This is a genomic window from Rhizobium sp. USDA 4016 (assembly GCF_056279705.1).
This window is the reverse complement of the sequence record NZ_JBWCCY010000004.1, coordinates 3196053-3211319: the sequence shown is the minus strand read 5'-3', so window position 1 is coordinate 3211319 and position 15267 is coordinate 3196053. Positions and strand designations below refer to the sequence as shown.

Below are 15267 nucleotides of genomic sequence, written 5' to 3'. Positions count from 1 at the left end.
GACAAACATGCAAACCGGCACGGTCGCTGCAAAAACCGCCCACCCATCGGCTCTTGCGGAATTCTGGTATTATTTCTCGCGAAACAAGGGCGCCGTCATCGGCCTCGCCGTTTTCATCTTCATTCTCGTCGTGGCGATATTTGCGCCGCTCGTTGCGCCGCATACGCCAAACGAGCAGAACCGGCAGATGCTTCTTCTTGCTCCGTTCTGGATGGAAGGCGGCAGCTCGTCCTTCCCGCTCGGGACGGACGCTGTCGGACGCGACATTCTCTCGCGCCTCATCTATGGCGCGCGCTTCTCGCTCTTCATCGGCGTTGTCGTCGTGACGATCTCGGTGATCGCTGGCGTTCTGATCGGCCTCGTGGCCGGCTATTTCCGCGGCCGCATCGATATCGCCATCATGCGCCTGATGGATATCATCCTCGCCTTCCCGTCGCTGCTTTTGGCTCTCGTGCTGGTTGCGGTCCTTGGCCCCGGCCTCGTCAATGCGATGATTGCGATCTCCATCGTCAACCAGCCGCATTTCGTGCGCCTGACGCGTGCCTCGGTCATGGCCGAGCGTGAGAAGGAGTATGTCATCGCCTCCCGCGTCGCCGGTGCCGGCACCTTGCGGCTGATGTTCAAGACCATCCTGCCGAACTGTCTCGGGCCGCTGATCGTCCAGGCGACACTCGCCTTCTCGGCGGCGATCCTCGATGCTGCCGCCCTCGGCTTTCTTGGTATGGGGGCCCAGCCTCCGACACCCGAATGGGGCACGATGCTCGCCGAAGCGCGAGAATTCATCCAGCGCGCCTGGTGGGTCGTAACATTCCCGGGTCTTGCCATCCTCGTCACCGTTCTCGCCATAAACCTGATGGGCGACGGGTTGCGCGATGCGCTCGATCCCAAGCTGAAGAGGTCATGATGCCGCTTCTCGATATTCAGAATCTGACCGTCGAATTCCAGACGTCTTCCGGTCTCTTCCGCGCCGTCGACGGCGTATCGCTCAGCTGCGACAAGGGCGAGATCCTCTCGATCGTCGGTGAATCCGGCTCCGGCAAGTCCGTTGCGATGCTCGCCATGATGGGGCTTCTGCCCTGGACGGCGAAGATCACCGCTGACCGCATGACTTTCGACGGCAAGGAACTCATCGGCATTTCCGGCCGACAGCGCCGCAGGATCATCGGCAAGGACATGGCGATGATCTTCCAGGAGCCGATGTCGAGCCTGAACCCGTGCTTCACGGTCGGCTTCCAGCTTGGCGAGAGCCTGCGGGTGCACATGGGTCTGAACCGCAAGGAGCGCCGCGAGCGCTCGATCGAGCTCCTGAACCTTGTCGGCATCCCGGCGCCGGAAGATCGCCTGTCGAACTTCCCGCACCAGATGTCCGGCGGCATGAGCCAGCGCGTGATGATCGCCATGGCGCTCTCCTGCAATCCGAAGCTCTTGATCGCCGACGAGCCGACGACCGCGCTCGACGTGACGATCCAGGCGCAGATCCTCGATCTGCTCGTGCGCCTGCAGAAGGAGCAGGGCATGGCGCTGGTATTGATTACCCACGACATGGGCGTCGTCGCCGAAACTGCAGAGCGCGTGCAGGTCCAGTATGCCGGACAAAAGGTCGAGGAGCAGCCGGTCAAGGCACTCTTCCGCGACCCGCATCATCCCTATACCGCCGCATTGCTTTCCGCCCTGCCGGAGCGTGCCCAGGTCGGCCAGCATCTGCCGTCGATCGCCGGTGTCGTGCCCGGCCAGCATGACCGCCCGCGCGGCTGTCTCTTTGCGCCGCGCTGCGGCTATGCGACGGTCGAATGCGATCGTGGCGTTGTCCGCCAGGGGCCGGAACTCGGCCTCGCGCTCTGCAACTATCCTTTGAAAGACGGCAAGCCGCTCGGTCATCCCGGCGTGATGCCGAAGCAATCTGCTGGAGACTTCGTATGACCGGCGCCGTTCTCGAGGGCAAGGATCTTGCCCGTTTCTACACTGTCAATCGCGGCATGTTCAAACCGGAGGCGACCGTCAAGGCGCTGAACGGCGTGAGCTTCAGTCTCTATTCCGGCAAGACGCTCGCCGTTGTCGGCGAATCCGGTTGCGGCAAGTCGACGCTCGCGCGCCTGGTCACCATGATCGAAGACCCGACGGCAGGCGAGCTGCTGATCGACGGCAAGCCTGCTCGCGTCGGCGACCGGAGTCTCCGCAGCCAGGTGCAGATCGTTTTCCAAAATCCTTACGGATCGCTCAATCCGCGCCAGAAGGTCGGTGCGATCCTGGAAGAGCCGCTAAAGATCAACACCGATCTCGATGCCGCACGCCGCCGCCGCAAGGCAGAGGAAATGATGGCGCGCGTCGGGCTGCGGCCGGAGCATTACGATCGCTATCCGCACATGTTCTCCGGTGGCCAGCGCCAGCGTATCGCCATTGCCCGCGCGCTCATGCTGCGACCGAAGGTGCTGGTGCTCGACGAGCCGGTTTCGGCGCTCGACCTGTCGATCCAGGCGCAGGTGCTGAACCTGTTGATGGATCTGCAGAAGGAAATGGGGCTTGCCTATCTCTTCATCTCGCATGGTCTTTCGGTCGTTCGCCATATCGCCGACGATGTGATGGTCATGTATCTCGGCCGCCCGGTCGAGACGGGGCCGGCGGCCGAAGTCTTTGCGCACCCGCGTCATCCCTATACGGCGGCACTTCTGTCGGCGACGCCGATCGCCGATCCCGATCGCGCCAAGAGCCGCATCCGTCTGCACGGCGAGCTTCCCTCGCCGCTGAAGCCGCCGAGCGGCTGTCATTTCAACCCGCGTTGCTGGAAGGCGCAGGACTATTGCCGCCGGGTGGGAGCCTGAACTAAGTGGAGAGGGCGAACAAAAATACGCCTGTCATTTTCCGCTCGACTGAACGGACGCAGGCGACGGAGGACCGAATGCCGAAGCGGACGAACAAGGCCCATGCAATCATCGTCATGGGCGTCAGCGGCTCCGGAAAATCCTCAATCGGCGAGAAACTGGCGGAGGCGCTGAGCCTTCGCTTCATTGAAGGCGACCAGCTTCATCCAGCATCCAATGTCGAGAAGATGTCGAAAGGCATTCCACTGACCGATGCGGACCGCATGCCCTGGCTCGACCTCATCGGTGAAGCCATGAAGGCGGCTCTTGCAAAAGACAATGGCGTCATCGTCTCCTGCTCGGCGCTGAAGCGCATCTATCGCGAGCGGCTGCGCGTCGCGGCCGGCGGCAATCTCTTCTTCGTCTATCTCGAAGGTTCCAAGGAACTGCTGAGCGAGCGGATGGGGCATCGCTCGGGTCACTTCATGCCGACGTCCCTGCTTGAAAGTCAGCTCGAAACGTTGGAAGTGCCGACCGGCGAGCCAGGGGTCGTAACGGTGGATATCGACCACACGATCGAAGACATTGCCGAGGAAGCTCGAAAGAAGCTAGCGGTGCTCGGCGTTGCCTGACCACGATCTATTGACGGCCGCTTAGAGGCGGCCATCTTTGAGTGCTCAGAGAAATCCAGTGCCCGGAGGACTTGCCTTGAGCAGGGCTGAACTTTCAGCGATTTATCGCGATTACATCGCCTGCCTGAACGCGCGGGGCTGGCAGCGGCTGGGGCGCTTTGTCGGCGACGATGTGCGCCACAATGGCCGGCGGCTTGGCCTGGCAGGCTATCGGGCGATGCTGGAGCGGGATTTCGAGGAGATTCCCGACCTTCGTTTTGACGTCCAGTTGCTGACGTCCGATCCACCCCTTATTGCATGCCGGCTGGCTTTCGATTGCACGCCGAAGGGAACGTTCCTCGGCCTTCCAGTCAACGGAAAGAGAGTCTTTTTCACCGAAAACGTCTTCTATCGCTTCGATCGGGAAAAGATCGATGAGGTATGGTCGATCATCGACAAGGCGGCCATCGAAGCACAACTCTGATGAAAGCCGCCACGTCTCGTCGTGCCGCTAGGGATTGAAGCGCTGGGGCGAATAGGCGGAAATATTGATGAACGGCGTCCCGCCGGTGATCAGTTCCGCCAGCACGCGGCCGGTCACCGGACCGAGCGTCAGGCCGTGGTGCGCATGCCCGAAGGCGAACCACAGGCCATTGTGCCGCGGCGCCTTGCCGATGATCGGCATCATGTCCGGCGTGCAGGGGCGCGCGCCCATCCACGGCTCGGGATCGAGCCTGCGTCCGAGCGGGAAGACGGTACGGGCGACTTTTTCTGCGCGGTCGAGCTGAACCGGTGTTTTCGGCGCGTCGAGTGCTGCGAATTCCGCACCGGTGGTCAGCCGGATGCCGCGGTTCATTGGTGCGAGGAAATAGCCGCGCTCGGCATCGAGCGTCCAGTTGTTGAGGACGGCATTGCCTTCCGCCGCATAGTGCATGTGGTAGCCGCGCTTGACGCCAAGCGGAAAGGAATAGCCGAGCCGCTTCGTCGCAACCGCAGCCCAAGGACCGAGCGCCATCACCGCGTCGTCTGCCTCGATCGAGCCTTCGGACGTCATGATTTTCCAGCCGGAACCCGACTGGCCGAGCGAAACGGCATCGCCGACAACAAAGCGGCCGCCAAGGCTTTCGAAATAGCTGCGGTAGGCGGCAGTCAGCGCTTGCGGATCAAGGACCGACCAGGGATCGCGCCAGCGGATGCCGCCGGCGAAGGTCTGCATGAGGCTCGGCTCCATGCGGGCAATGTCCGCGGAAGACAGCGTTTCGTAGCTGACGCCGAATTCCTTCTGCCAGCTTTCGGCCTCAGCAAGCTCTTCGTCGCGCTTTACCTCGGTCCGAAAGATCTTCATCCAGCCATCCTTGCGGATCAGCTGTTCTGCATGCGACGCCTCGATCAGGTCCTTGTGCTCCAGGATCGAGTTCTCGATCAGCGGCGCATAGGCACGGGTGATCATCTCATGGCGCCGTGCATTGGAGTTCCACCAGTATCGGGCGAGGAAGGCGAGCTGGCTCGGGAGTGCCTTTAGGTGATAGTGCGCGTCGATGCGGTTGTTCAACGCGTAGCGCAGCAGCAGTCCGATCTGTTGGGGAAAGCCGTAAGGCACGACACCTTCACGCTGGATCAGTCCCGCATTGCCGTACGAGGTCTCGCTTCCGGGATCCTTGCGGTCGATCAGCGTCACCTGCCGTCCGCGCCGTTGCAGATGAATTGCCGTCGAAACACCGACGATGCCGGCACCGAGCACGATTGCGTTCTTGGTCATTTTTCCTTGCAGTCCACTGAATTCCAAGGGTGGAAAATGCCCTTAGGATTGCAATGGCGCAATTGAAAAATCGCATTTTATTTCAAAATCATTGCCGTTTTGAGTGCGGCATTTTCGGCACGGATGCGGATGGCGAGCATGAGCGCATTCAGGATGGTGAAGGCGGCCGCGTAGAGCGGCATGCCGAAGGCAAGCGGCAGGACCGCGATTTCCCCCGCAACGACCGCATAATTCGGATGCCGGATGAAGCGATAGGGCCCGCTACGGACGAGCGGCGCGTCCGGCAGAACGATGATCCGCGTCGTCCACCGCTCCTTGAGGGTGGCGAGCACCCAGAGGCGGAGGATTTGCAGCAGCATGAAGATGCCGAACCAAACAAGGTTCACCGGCCTGTCCGAGGCAAGCAGCCACAACCCGCCGATCCAGGCGGCATGCAGGGCGACCATGTAGGGGTAATGTTCCGCCCCGGTCTCGCGTGCGCCTTTTGCAAGAAGCGCGGCCGTGTTGCGCCTGGAGAGAACAAGTTCGCCGAGCCGATGGATCGTGACGAAGGTCAGAAGCGCGATGGACGCAAGCATCATGCCGTCCTCCGCAGCGTAACGCAGCTTGCGGAAAATCCCGGTCCCATGGCGATCATCGCAGCGCGCTCGGGCAGACCGGCGCGGATTGCGCGTTCCAGCACGAAGAGGATGGTTGGCGAGGACATGTTGCCATAGTCGGAAATCACCGCGCGCTCGTGATCCAGCGAACCGGGCGCGAGCGAAAGCGCACTTTCCATTGCCGTCAGCACCTTGGTCCCGCCCGGGTGGCATATGAAACGGTCGATATCCTGACGCGACAGGCCATTGCGGGCAAGGATCGCGTCGACAGCGGGACCAAGCTTCGTCTCCGCGAAGGGTGGCAGCGACTGCGCAAGCACGATGCCGAAGCCTGCGTCGTCGATCTTCCAACCCATAATGTCGAGCGTGTCGGCAAACAGATGTTCGCCGCTCGATTCCACTTCGGCGATGCCGTACCCACCATTGCGAAGCACGCAAGCTGCAGCACCATCGCCGAAGAGTGCGGTTGCGATGATATTGGGCCGCGTCAGCTCGTCCAACCGGAAGGCAAGGGTGCAGAGTTCGATCGTCACGAAGAGCACGGTCTTGCCCGGTTTGCCCTTCGCCAGACGTGACGCGATGCCGAAGCCCGAGACGCCAGCAGCACAGCCAAGCCCGAATACGGGGACGCGCTCTATATCCGCCCGGAACCCCATCTTTCCGGCAAGCTGCGCATCGAGGCTCGGCGTCGTAAACCCGGTGGAGGAGACGGTGACGACGCAATCGATATCGCTTGCCTGCAGATCGGCCTGCCGCAGTGCCTTGGTCGCCGCTTCGATGAAGAGGCTGCTTGCGACCTCGGCATAAGCGTCCATCCGGTCCTGCCAGCCATGCGGCTCGTCGAACCATGAGAGCGGTCGCGCCGCATGTCGCTTGATAATGCCCGCATTGTCGAAGACGCTCGCAAGATGCCGAAAGTCCTGGAAGCGGCCGGCAAAGAGCCGGGCCGATGCCTCGGCTGCTTCTGCCTGCGTGATGATGTGTTCGGGCACGGCAATGGCGAGGCTCAGAAATTTGACCGTATCGTTCACGGCATGCTCCTTCTGCCCCCCGGCGGTAAAGCGGAGAACACCTCTGACGGCGATTTATTCGTACCGGTTTCGTCACGAAAAGGTGATGAAAAATGCCTTGCGCCGTCCGAATAAAGTGCCGGGCAGGCGTGTTCTTTCGCGGCAACGTCATTTTCCCGGAGATATCCCATGACGACCACGATTGTCCGTATCGCTTCTCTCGTCCTCGGCGGCTGCATCGCCGCCTCCATGCTTTCCACTCCCGTCTTCGCAGTCGGCGGTGGTGGTGGCGGCGGCGCGAACACGCCCACCTGCAAAAAGGGTCAGATCTATGACAAGAGGTCGAAGCAATGCGTGAAGCAGCAGAGCGCCAATGTGACGGATGAGAACCGTACCGACTATGCCTATTCGCTGGCAAAGGCCGGCCGCTACGAAGAAGCGCTGGCGATACTCGACACCGTCAAGGACCAGAACAATGCGGAAGTACTGAATTATCGCGGCTACGCCACCCGTAAGCTCGGTCGCACGGACGAAGGCATCTCCTATTATCTTCAGTCGGTCAAGCTCGATCCCCAATATGCGAAGGTTCGTGAATATCTCGGCGAAGCCTACGTCGTCAAAGGCCGCATCGATCTCGCCAAGGAGCAGTTGAACATGATCAAGGCGATCTGCGGCACGGGTTGCGAGGAATACCAGGACCTCAACGCCGTAATCCTCGATCCATCGAAGATCTGAAAAGAGGCGGCGCGTGGCGGCAAGGAGGGATGATCGAATGCCGGTCGCGCGCGCCACATTTCCTGCCTATAGTCGCCTGGAAACGGGATTGCCGCTTCGGCTGGCGATCCCCGGAAGACGAACTGGGGCGGAGGCGGCCATCGCGAGCGAAGCGGACATCAGGAAAGGCCTGACAGAGAACCTTGCCAGGCTCTGGCGTTATGGTCTCGTGCTCTCGCGGCAGCGCGATGTGGCCGATGACCTCGTCCAGCAGACCTGTGTCCGGGCGCTGGAACGCGGCGGGCAATTCGAACAGGGGACGCGGCTCGATCGCTGGCTGTTTTCGATCCTGCATTCGATCTGGCTGAACGAGGTCCGTTCCCGCAAGGTCCGCCAGGGCAAGGGCTGGGCTGATCCGGAGGAAGCACTGGTCTTCGACGGAGCCCGCGACACCGAAACGCATGTCATGGCAAATCAGGTGCTGCTGCAGGTGGACGCGCTGCCGGAAGCACAGCGCAGTGCCGTCTTCCTCGCCTACGTAGAAGGGCTCTCCTATCGCGAGGTGGCGGATGTATTGGCCATACCGATCGGAACCGTGATGAGCCGGCTGGCGGCAGCACGCGCGACGCTTTGCGGAGCCATTTCGGACGAGGGACGGCAATGAGCAACGATATCAACATACCCTCTGACGAAGAACTGACGGCCTTCATCGACGGCGAACTGCCGTCGCAGGATGCTGCGCGCATCGAAGCGCTCGTCAATGCCGACGAACGCGTAGCCGCCAGGCTGGAATTCCTGTGCCACAGCAACCTGCCGTTCAAGGAGGCCTTCACCCCGCTTCTCGCCGCCGCGCCGCGGGCGAGCCTCGAATCGATGCTTGCCGCAATCCCCACACAGCGGGAAAGTAGAGGCTCAAGCTTTGCGAGCCGCCGCGGCGTTCTCGGCGCGCTTGCCGCTTCGGTGGTCGTGGGTGTCATTGCAGACCGCGCCTATCTCGGCATCAGCCGCAGCCTTTCGAAGGACGAGGGCGCCGAATGGCGCGCTGTCGTCGCCGAATATATCTCGCTCTACACGTCGGACACGCTGGCAGGGCCCGTTCCGCCTGCCGATGTGCAGAGCGTTCAGCTTGCCCAGATCGACCGAAAACTCGGGCTTGCACTTTCGTCCAGGATGGTTGCGTTGCCGGGGGTAGACTTTAAGCGCGTGCTGCTCCTGGAATATGACGAAAGACCGCTCGCCCAGATCGCCTACCTTGATCCCGAGACCGGCCCGATGGCGCTCTGCATCATCCGCTCGGACAAGGGTGAAAAGGCGCCGGACATCGAAGGCCGCGAGGGCATGAACGTCATCTACTGGTCCAGCCGGAGCCATGCCTTCATGTTGATCGGCCATGCCCCGGCAGACCGGATGCAGGAAATCGTCGATAGCCTCAGGTCAAAATTGACGGCATGATTGCCGTCCCGCCATCATGATGACCAGATTGCATGGTGTTGCCGATCATCTCGATTAGACAGGGACCGGCATTTCAGCATGGATTGGATCAATCGTTATATCGACGAGCCGCTGCTTTCCGGCGCGGCGCGTACGCTGCGGGTTTGGCATGTCTACACGGCGCAGCATCCGGAGCGTTTGGAGCCGGTGTGGAACCTGGCGGCGCTTTCGTTCCTGGCAATCACAAGCCGGTACAATCTCTCCGGACAGCCTCTCGTCCTCAGCCTTGCGGCATTGTTCATGCTGGCTCTGCCGTCCATCTGGAAGCTGGCTTCCTCCGCAAGGGTGGGAAGGGGCGGCTATGACGCCCGGCGTTACAAATCGCTCCGAGCCCGAGCGATCAACAAGCGTGAGGCGGAATGGTCTCTGCGGATGACCGTTCTCTTCGCCTCGGCCGGGCTGCCATTCGTGACGCGCATTGATGATCCCATCGGATCGGCGTTCATGGCTGGCGCATGCATCTGGTTCGTGCTGACTGCGCCCGTGAAATTCTATCTCGAAGCAGCAGAGCCACCCGCCCCCGACGAAGGCGACCGCACGCAACAGGGCATCCTCCAGTTCGGCTGATGCCCTGAAATCAGGCGTTCTGGAACCAATTGCCAAGGGTAGCCGTTGATAGGTCAGAATCGAAAGAGGAGTTCACCATGCTGTACTACGCTTTGGTATTTCTCGTCGTAGCCCTGATCGCCGGCGTCCTCGGATTTGGCGGCATCGCAGGCGCTTCGGCTTCCATAGCACAGGTTCTTTTCTTTATATTCCTGGTGCTGTTCGTCGTATCGCTCGTCATGCGCCTGATGCGCCGCGAATAGTGCGACGAAATGAGATGTTTGAAAAACCCGGCGTTGTGGCGCCGGGTTTTTTGCGTCGATAGGGCGCGATGTCATCCGGCATCAGCCGCGACCCCGAAACAGATCTTAATGCGGAAAAACTTGCGACAGCCTCGCCGCCCCGTGGCATAAGGCCTCCGAAAACTTTTCTGGGTCCTTATCGCATATGATTCGTATCGAAAACATCAGCAAGCAGAACAGCCACCGCATCCTCTTCATCGAGGCGACGGCAGCGCTCAACAGAGGCGACAAGGTCGGCCTCGTCGGTCCGAACGGTGCCGGCAAGACGACCCTTTTCCGGATGATCACACAGGCGGAGCACCCCGACGAGGGGCAGGTATCGGTCGATAAGGGCATCACCATCGGCTATTTCGATCAGGATGTCGGCGAGATGGAGGGCCGCAGCGCCGTATCCGAGGTGATGGACGGCGCCGGCCCCGTGAGCATCGTTGCTGCCGAATTGCGGGAGCTCGAGGCCGCCATGTCGGACCCCGAACAGGCCGACGACATGGACAGGATCATCGATCGCTACGGCGAGGTCCAGGCGCGCTATGAGGAGCTCGACGGCTATGCCCTGGAAGGACGCGCGCGCGAAGTTCTGGCCGGTCTCAGCTTCAGCCAGGAAATGATGGACGGCGACGTGGGCGCACTGTCCGGCGGCTGGAAGATGCGTGTAGCCCTTGCCCGAATTCTCCTGATGCGTCCTGACGTTATGCTGCTTGATGAGCCGAGCAACCATCTGGATCTGGAAAGCCTTATCTGGCTGGAGGAGTTCCTGAAAGGTTATGACGGCGCGCTGCTGATGACCTCGCACGACCGCGAGTTCATGAATCGCATCGTCACCAAGATTATCGAGATCGATGGCGGCAACTTGAACAGCTACTCCGGCGACTATGCCTTTTACGAGCAGCAGCGGGCCCAGAACGAGAAGCAGCAGCAGGCCCAGTTCGAGCGCCAGCAGGCGATGCTCGCCAAGGAAATCAAGTTTATCGAGCGCTTCAAGGCCCGCGCCTCGCATGCTTCGCAGGTACAGAGCCGCGTGAAGAAGCTGGAGAAGATCGACCGGGTGGAACCGCCCAAGCGCCGCCAGGTCGTCTCATTCGAGTTTCTGCCGGCACCGCGCTCGGGCGAAGATGTCATCAGCCTGAAGAACGTGCACAAGAAATACGGCAGCCGAACCATCTACGAAGGGCTGGATTTCATGGTGCGGCGGCGCGAGCGCTGGTGCATCATGGGCATCAACGGCGCCGGAAAGTCTACGCTTCTGAAGCTTGTTGCGGGTTCGGCGGAGCCGGATGAAGGCAACGTCGCTCTCGGTGCCAGCGTGAAGATGGGATATTTCGCGCAGCACGCCATGGATCTCTTGGACGGCGACCGCACCGTACTCCAGTCACTGGAAGATAAGTTCCCGCAAGCGGGGCAGGGCTCATTGCGCGCGCTGGCGGGCTGCTTCGGATTTTCTGGCGACGATGTCGAGAAGAAATGCCGGGTGCTCTCGGGCGGCGAGAAGGCGCGGCTCGTCATGGCAATGATGCTCTTCGATCCGCCGAACCTTCTCGTGCTGGACGAGCCGACAAACCACCTGGATCTGGACACCAAGGAAATGCTGATCAAGGCGTTGTCCGAGTACGAAGGCACGATGCTGTTCGTTTCGCACGACCGGCACTTCCTGGGCGCTTTGTCCAATCGGGTGCTGGAACTCACCCCCGACGGCATTCACCAGTATAGCGGCGGCTACACGGAATATGTGACGCGCACCGGTCATGAGGCGCCTGGCCTGCGCAGTTGAGTGGAGAGCAATAAGGGCGCGCGCTTAAGCGCGCTCTTCCCAGATTCTCGCCAGTTCGACGATTGTCTTGACCGCTTTCTCCATATCTTGTCGGCTGACCCATTCGAGCGGCGAGTGGAAGGCGTGGCCGCCTGCGAAGATATTGGGGCAGGGCAGGCTCATGAACGAAAGCCGCGAACCATCGGTCCCTCCCCGGATGCTGCCGCGCACCGGCTCCATTCCGGCGCGCCGGATTGCCTCGACGGCGTTCTCGATGATTTCCGGATGGCGGTCGAGGATGGCCTTCATGTTGCGGTATTGCGGCTTGACTTTGAAGCCGTAAGAGGAGCCGGGATAGTCCACCATGACCTCCTTTATGATCCTCTCCAGCATGGCTTCCTTGGCTGCGAGGCCACCGTCATTGAAGTCACGAACGATAAGGTTGAGGGCTGCTTTTTCCATCGAGCCTGTGACGCCCGTTGGGTGAACAAATCCCTCTCTGCCTTCGGTCGTCTCCGGTGCCACGTTCTTCGGCAGCCGGCTGATGATCGCGCCGGCGATCTTGATGGCGTTTTCCATCTTTCCCTTGGCGAAGCCGGGATGGATGGCCACACCTTGAATAGTGATCTCGACGCCATCGGCGGAGAAGGTCTCGTCTTCGATATGCCCTGCCGTCTCGCCATCCATGGTGTATGCGAACCGGGCGCCAAGCTTTTCAAGGTCGACCTTGTCGACGCCACGGCCGATCTCCTCGTCCGGCGTGAAGAGGATCTTGATCGTCCCGTGCTTGATATCCGGATTGTCGACCAGGATTTGCGCTGCCGTCATGATCTCGGCAATGCCGGCCTTGTCGTCGGCCCCGAGCAGCGTCGTACCGTCGGTGGTGATGATGTCGTTGCCGATCTGGTCGTTGAGCGCCGGATTGTCGCCAACGCGAATGATCTGCTGCGGATCGCCTGAAAGCCTAATGTCGCCGCCGCTGTAGTTCGGCACGATTTGCGGCTTGACATTCGTTCCGGTGAAGTCCGGTGCCGTATCCATATGCGAACAGAAGCAGATGACCGGCACTGGCTTGTCCACATTGGGCGGAATGGTCGCATAGACATAGCCGTGTTCGTCGAGATGCGCATCCGAAAGACCGATTGCCAGCAGTTCCTCGACCAGCATAAGGCCGAGATTCTTCTGCTTATCGGTGGAAGGCTGCGTCGACGACGTAGGATCCGATTGCGTATCAATAACGACATATCGAAGGAAGCGATCGGTAACAGTATCGGTCATAGGCTCAAGTCCAGTGCATGATCGTCAGCGATGGACTGCTGTAACCTTCATCCGCGTTGCGGTGAAGGCCTTTTTTGCCTCGCGCCTGTGTCAGCGGCGCAGGCAGGCTTCGTACGGCGAGTATTGACGATCAGTCGGAACTTCAGAAGGCAACGGAGGACAGGGGCTATTACGGCTACCGCTTTAAGATACTCAAGCGGCAGGGTGCCAACATCGCCGGCGGCGCCTATGACTATACCATCAACGGAAACATGATCGCCGGTTTCGGCCTCGTCGCCTGGCCGGTGACATACGGCGAAACCGGCATCCACATCTTCGTGGTCAACCGCAACGGCATCGTCTATCAGGCGGATCTCGGAGAAGGCACGGATAAGCTGGCGCCTGGCATCGAGCGGTTCAAATCCGAACGACAATTGGGCCGTGACCGAGGATTGAGCGGGTTTCACCGCTGTTCTTGGAAAGGGAATTGCGAGGAGAAATGGCTTGTTGGGGGAATCTCTTGACCTCAATCAGGACCTTCATTGGCCGACACCACCACTGGTAAGTGGAGGTTGAGCGGAGCCCGAGTCGCAGCTGAGCGCAGCCTCTGGAAATGACCGGCGCAGGTGGCGTATGCCAGCCGCTTAAAGTCGATTGACTGCAGACGTATCGACCTCTCGTGTATTGTCGCGTACCCAATGTCGTTTACCGGGCCCGGACAGCAGAGCTTAATCCTCCGGCAGGGTGAAGACCGCGCAGGGATCGGCGATGCCGCGCAATGCGTGTTCGCCCAAGGGGATCAAGGCCGTTGCCGTCTCCTTGGCGACAGCGCCCGAGATGAGCACGTTGTGACCAAGGGGCTTGCAGAGCCCTTCGAGCCGGCTGACCAGGTTGACCGCGGGGCCGATGGCGGTAAAGTCCAGCCGGTCGGCCGCGCCGATATTGCCCCATAACATCTCTCCGAAATGCAGTGCCATGCCGAACGGCAGCGATGGCAGGCCCTGCGCCTGCCGCGTCGCATCGAGATGAGCCATGCCGGCGCGGGCAGCGGCGACCGCGCGCAGCGCCGCGTCGCATGCCTCGCCCGGCGCGCCGGCGGCCGGGAAGATGGCCAGCACGCCGTCGCCGATGAACTTCAGCACTTCGCCCCCGAAAGCATGTACCGCCCCCGTGACGCGGTCGAACCAGGCGTCGAGGGCGGCGATCATGACGGTGGGCTCTGTCGCTTCGGACAGCGCTGTGAAATCGCGCAGATCGGCGCAGAGCAATGCGGCGCGGATGGTCTCGCCGGCACCCCGGCAGAGCGCGCCGGCCTGCACCTGCGCGGCGCTGCGCCGGCCGAGATAGGCCTCGAGCAGCGTTGCCAGCGCCGCCCGTGCGGCCAGCGCGGCCAAGGGAGCGGCGGCAAAGCGCGCGGCCTGTCGCAGCCGGTAGGCCTCGGCGGGATCGAATGGTCGGCACCCAGCCCAACCCAGCACCGGGCTGTCCGGAGCCGGGCCGACTGTCTCCTCCAGCACGGGGCCAAGTCCGGCAAGCCAGCCGTGTCCGGCCTGACCGGGCGGCCCCCCGGCAAAGCCGAGCGCCTCGATCACTACTCCGGTTTCGGCCCGCCATAACCAGGTGCGGCGGGCGATGATCGGATGCGGCACGGCAAGCGTCAGGGCTGCGCCGGCCAGCGGCAGGCCGTCGGCGAGCAACCGGCCGCCGAGCTCGGCCAGGAACAATTCGGGGTCGGATGAGGCGCCAGCCTCGTCGACCAGCCAGGCGAGGGGGGCGGGCAGATCCATGCCGCGATCATGCCACGGGGGCAGGAGCCTGTCATCCACGCCGTGGCGAGGGCATGTCCGCCTGCCTTATGTCGGAGGACATCCCGGCTGACCGTTGCCTGGCGATCGCCTCAAGGCGGGCGTTTCGGGAGCGGAGTTCAGTCATATCTGCCATGCATCGGATCCGGGCCCGGGTCACGTCCGGCTGCTACCTCGACCAGCCGGCCGAGGTAGTGAGCCCAGCCTTCCGCATGGCCGGCGCATTGTTCGGCATTGGGCAGGCCAGTGTGGGTCAGCCGCAGCAGCGTCCCGTCCGGCTGCTCGATCAGGTCGATCTCGACCAGGCTCGACCCCGGCGGCACGATTTCGCTGCCGTCCCAGCCGAAACTGTAGGCCAGACGGTGCACCGGCACCACCTCGCGAAAGGAACCGCGGGCGAAGCGAGCGCCGGTGACGTTGACCAGATAGATCCCCCCAGGCTGCGGCTCGATCTCCGCCTCAGTACCCATCCAGCGCAGGATTTTCTCTGGATCTGTCAACAGGGCAAACACCGCCGAGGGCGGCGCCGGGATATGCGTCTCGCGGCGAACGACAAGGGCCTCTTGCATTGGTCTCTCCTGTGGTTGCTATTGCCTGCCCCGTTTGAGGCGCAGAATGGACGGGGGAT

General features: G+C 61.7%; 16 protein-coding genes and 2 pseudogenes. 12 read left to right on the top strand and 6 right to left on the bottom strand.

The window, feature by feature from the left end:
- The first annotated feature begins 7 nt into the window (after positions 1 to 7).
- The 5 genes and pseudogenes from ACZ9DP_RS31585 to ACZ9DP_RS31565 all read left to right on the top strand — a co-directional run bounded on the left by ACZ9DP_RS31585 (position 8) and on the right by ACZ9DP_RS31565 (position 3893).
- The gene (locus tag ACZ9DP_RS31585; RefSeq protein ID WP_074066734.1) at positions 8 to 904 is read left to right on the top strand and encodes an ABC transporter permease subunit; all 897 of its coding nucleotides are present in this window, start codon (positions 8 to 10) and stop codon (positions 902 to 904) included.
- Positions 904 to 1920 (top strand): ABC transporter ATP-binding protein, encoded by a 1017-nt coding sequence (locus tag ACZ9DP_RS31580; protein ID WP_074070171.1) that lies wholly within the window; start codon positions 904 to 906, stop codon positions 1918 to 1920. Before ACZ9DP_RS31585 ends, ACZ9DP_RS31580 begins: the two co-directional genes overlap by 1 nt.
- Positions 1917 to 2871: pseudogene (locus tag ACZ9DP_RS31575) on the top strand (peptide ABC transporter ATP-binding protein). Before ACZ9DP_RS31580 ends, ACZ9DP_RS31575 begins: the two are co-directional and overlap by 4 nt.
- Positions 2872 to 2896: 25 nt before the next feature.
- Positions 2897 to 3430, top strand: a complete 534-nt coding sequence (locus ACZ9DP_RS31570; protein ID WP_476204640.1) for a gluconokinase — start codon at positions 2897 to 2899, stop codon at positions 3428 to 3430.
- A gap of 76 nt (positions 3431 to 3506) precedes the next feature.
- Positions 3507 to 3893, top strand: coding sequence for an ester cyclase (locus tag ACZ9DP_RS31565; protein ID WP_074066737.1), 387 nt, complete (start codon positions 3507 to 3509; stop codon positions 3891 to 3893).
- Positions 3894 to 3920: 27 nt separating this feature from the next.
- Here the strand turns inward: ACZ9DP_RS31565 and ACZ9DP_RS31560 are convergent, their stop codons facing one another.
- The 3 genes from ACZ9DP_RS31560 to ACZ9DP_RS31550 all read right to left on the bottom strand — a co-directional run bounded on the left by ACZ9DP_RS31560 (position 3921) and on the right by ACZ9DP_RS31550 (position 6798).
- Positions 3921 to 5168 (bottom strand): NAD(P)/FAD-dependent oxidoreductase, encoded by a 1248-nt coding sequence (locus ACZ9DP_RS31560; RefSeq protein WP_074066738.1) that lies wholly within the window; start codon positions 5166 to 5168, stop codon positions 3921 to 3923.
- A 77-nt stretch (positions 5169 to 5245) separates the two neighbouring features.
- A complete protein-coding gene (locus ACZ9DP_RS31555; protein WP_476204639.1) occupies positions 5246 to 5749 on the bottom strand; it encodes an isoprenylcysteine carboxyl methyltransferase family protein in 504 nt (167 codons plus the stop codon).
- A complete protein-coding gene (locus tag ACZ9DP_RS31550; RefSeq protein WP_476204637.1) occupies positions 5746 to 6798 on the bottom strand; it encodes a type III polyketide synthase in 1053 nt (350 codons plus the stop codon). Before ACZ9DP_RS31550 ends, ACZ9DP_RS31555 begins: the two co-directional genes overlap by 4 nt.
- A gap of 168 nt (positions 6799 to 6966) precedes the next feature.
- Between ACZ9DP_RS31550 and ACZ9DP_RS31545 the strand changes: the two genes are divergently transcribed.
- The 6 genes from ACZ9DP_RS31545 to ACZ9DP_RS31520 all read left to right on the top strand — a co-directional run bounded on the left by ACZ9DP_RS31545 (position 6967) and on the right by ACZ9DP_RS31520 (position 11598).
- Positions 6967 to 7512, top strand: coding sequence for a tetratricopeptide repeat protein (locus ACZ9DP_RS31545; protein WP_074066741.1), 546 nt, complete (start codon positions 6967 to 6969; stop codon positions 7510 to 7512).
- Positions 7513 to 7549: 37 nt separating this feature from the next.
- Positions 7550 to 8155, top strand: a complete 606-nt coding sequence (locus ACZ9DP_RS31540; RefSeq protein ID WP_476204636.1) for an RNA polymerase sigma factor — start codon at positions 7550 to 7552, stop codon at positions 8153 to 8155.
- On the top strand, positions 8152 to 8943 hold the full coding sequence (locus ACZ9DP_RS31535) for an anti-sigma factor family protein (protein WP_476204635.1): 792 nt from the start codon (positions 8152 to 8154) through the stop codon (positions 8941 to 8943). Before ACZ9DP_RS31540 ends, ACZ9DP_RS31535 begins: the two co-directional genes overlap by 4 nt.
- A gap of 78 nt (positions 8944 to 9021) precedes the next feature.
- Positions 9022 to 9549 carry a hypothetical protein gene (locus tag ACZ9DP_RS31530; protein WP_372431853.1) on the top strand — a complete coding sequence of 176 codons (528 nt, stop codon included), beginning with the start codon at positions 9022 to 9024 and terminating at the stop codon, positions 9547 to 9549.
- A 77-nt stretch (positions 9550 to 9626) separates the two neighbouring features.
- Positions 9627 to 9791, top strand: a complete 165-nt coding sequence (locus tag ACZ9DP_RS31525) for a DUF1328 domain-containing protein (protein ID WP_022717247.1) — start codon at positions 9627 to 9629, stop codon at positions 9789 to 9791.
- Positions 9792 to 9975: 184 nt separating this feature from the next.
- Entirely contained in the window at positions 9976 to 11598 is a 1623-nt protein-coding gene (locus ACZ9DP_RS31520; RefSeq protein ID WP_476204634.1) for an ABC-F family ATP-binding cassette domain-containing protein, read from the top strand.
- A 24-nt stretch (positions 11599 to 11622) separates the two neighbouring features.
- On the opposite strand, the gene pepT is transcribed toward ACZ9DP_RS31520, so the two are convergent.
- A complete protein-coding gene (gene pepT / locus ACZ9DP_RS31515) occupies positions 11623 to 12855 on the bottom strand; it encodes a peptidase T (protein ID WP_476204633.1) in 1233 nt (410 codons plus the stop codon).
- Between the two features lie 119 nt (positions 12856 to 12974).
- On the opposite strand from pepT, the pseudogene ACZ9DP_RS31510 reads away from it, so the two are divergent.
- Positions 12975 to 13290: pseudogene (locus ACZ9DP_RS31510) on the top strand (DUF2950 family protein); the annotation flags it as partial.
- A gap of 272 nt (positions 13291 to 13562) precedes the next feature.
- Here ACZ9DP_RS31510 and ACZ9DP_RS31505 read toward each other — a convergent pair.
- Positions 13563 to 14621 carry an adenylate/guanylate cyclase domain-containing protein gene (locus tag ACZ9DP_RS31505; protein WP_194729030.1) on the bottom strand — a complete coding sequence of 353 codons (1059 nt, stop codon included), beginning with the start codon at positions 14619 to 14621 and terminating at the stop codon, positions 13563 to 13565.
- Positions 14622 to 14758: 137 nt separating this feature from the next.
- Positions 14759 to 15208 (bottom strand): SRPBCC family protein, encoded by a 450-nt coding sequence (locus ACZ9DP_RS31500; protein ID WP_022717253.1) that lies wholly within the window; start codon positions 15206 to 15208, stop codon positions 14759 to 14761.
- Positions 15209 to 15267: the final 59 nt, after the last annotated feature.

Excerpts from the sequence above, each read along its gene's own strand:
- pepT (WP_476204633.1), bottom strand. The coding sequence starts at position 12,855 with ATGACCGATACTGTTACCGATCGCTTCCTTCGATATGTCGTTATTGAT.
- ACZ9DP_RS31580 (WP_074070171.1), top strand. The coding sequence starts at position 904 with ATGCCGCTTCTCGATATTCAGAATCTGACCGTCGAATTCCAGACGTCT.
- ACZ9DP_RS31535 (WP_476204635.1), top strand. The coding sequence starts at position 8,152 with ATGAGCAACGATATCAACATACCCTCTGACGAAGAACTGACGGCCTTC.
- ACZ9DP_RS31540 (WP_476204636.1), top strand. The coding sequence starts at position 7,550 with ATGCCGGTCGCGCGCGCCACATTTCCTGCCTATAGTCGCCTGGAAACG.
- ACZ9DP_RS31560 (WP_074066738.1), bottom strand. The coding sequence starts at position 5,168 with ATGACCAAGAACGCAATCGTGCTCGGTGCCGGCATCGTCGGTGTTTCG.
- ACZ9DP_RS31520 (WP_476204634.1), top strand. The coding sequence starts at position 9,976 with ATGATTCGTATCGAAAACATCAGCAAGCAGAACAGCCACCGCATCCTC.
- ACZ9DP_RS31570 (WP_476204640.1), top strand. The coding sequence starts at position 2,897 with ATGCCGAAGCGGACGAACAAGGCCCATGCAATCATCGTCATGGGCGTC.
- ACZ9DP_RS31505 (WP_194729030.1), bottom strand. The coding sequence starts at position 14,621 with ATGGATCTGCCCGCCCCCCTCGCCTGGCTGGTCGACGAGGCTGGCGCC.
- ACZ9DP_RS31585 (WP_074066734.1), top strand. The coding sequence starts at position 8 with ATGCAAACCGGCACGGTCGCTGCAAAAACCGCCCACCCATCGGCTCTT.
- ACZ9DP_RS31525 (WP_022717247.1), top strand. The coding sequence starts at position 9,627 with ATGCTGTACTACGCTTTGGTATTTCTCGTCGTAGCCCTGATCGCCGGC.
- ACZ9DP_RS31555 (WP_476204639.1), bottom strand. The coding sequence starts at position 5,749 with ATGATGCTTGCGTCCATCGCGCTTCTGACCTTCGTCACGATCCATCGG.
- ACZ9DP_RS31500 (WP_022717253.1), bottom strand. The coding sequence starts at position 15,208 with ATGCAAGAGGCCCTTGTCGTTCGCCGCGAGACGCATATCCCGGCGCCG.
- ACZ9DP_RS31545 (WP_074066741.1), top strand. The coding sequence starts at position 6,967 with ATGACGACCACGATTGTCCGTATCGCTTCTCTCGTCCTCGGCGGCTGC.
- ACZ9DP_RS31530 (WP_372431853.1), top strand. The coding sequence starts at position 9,022 with ATGGATTGGATCAATCGTTATATCGACGAGCCGCTGCTTTCCGGCGCG.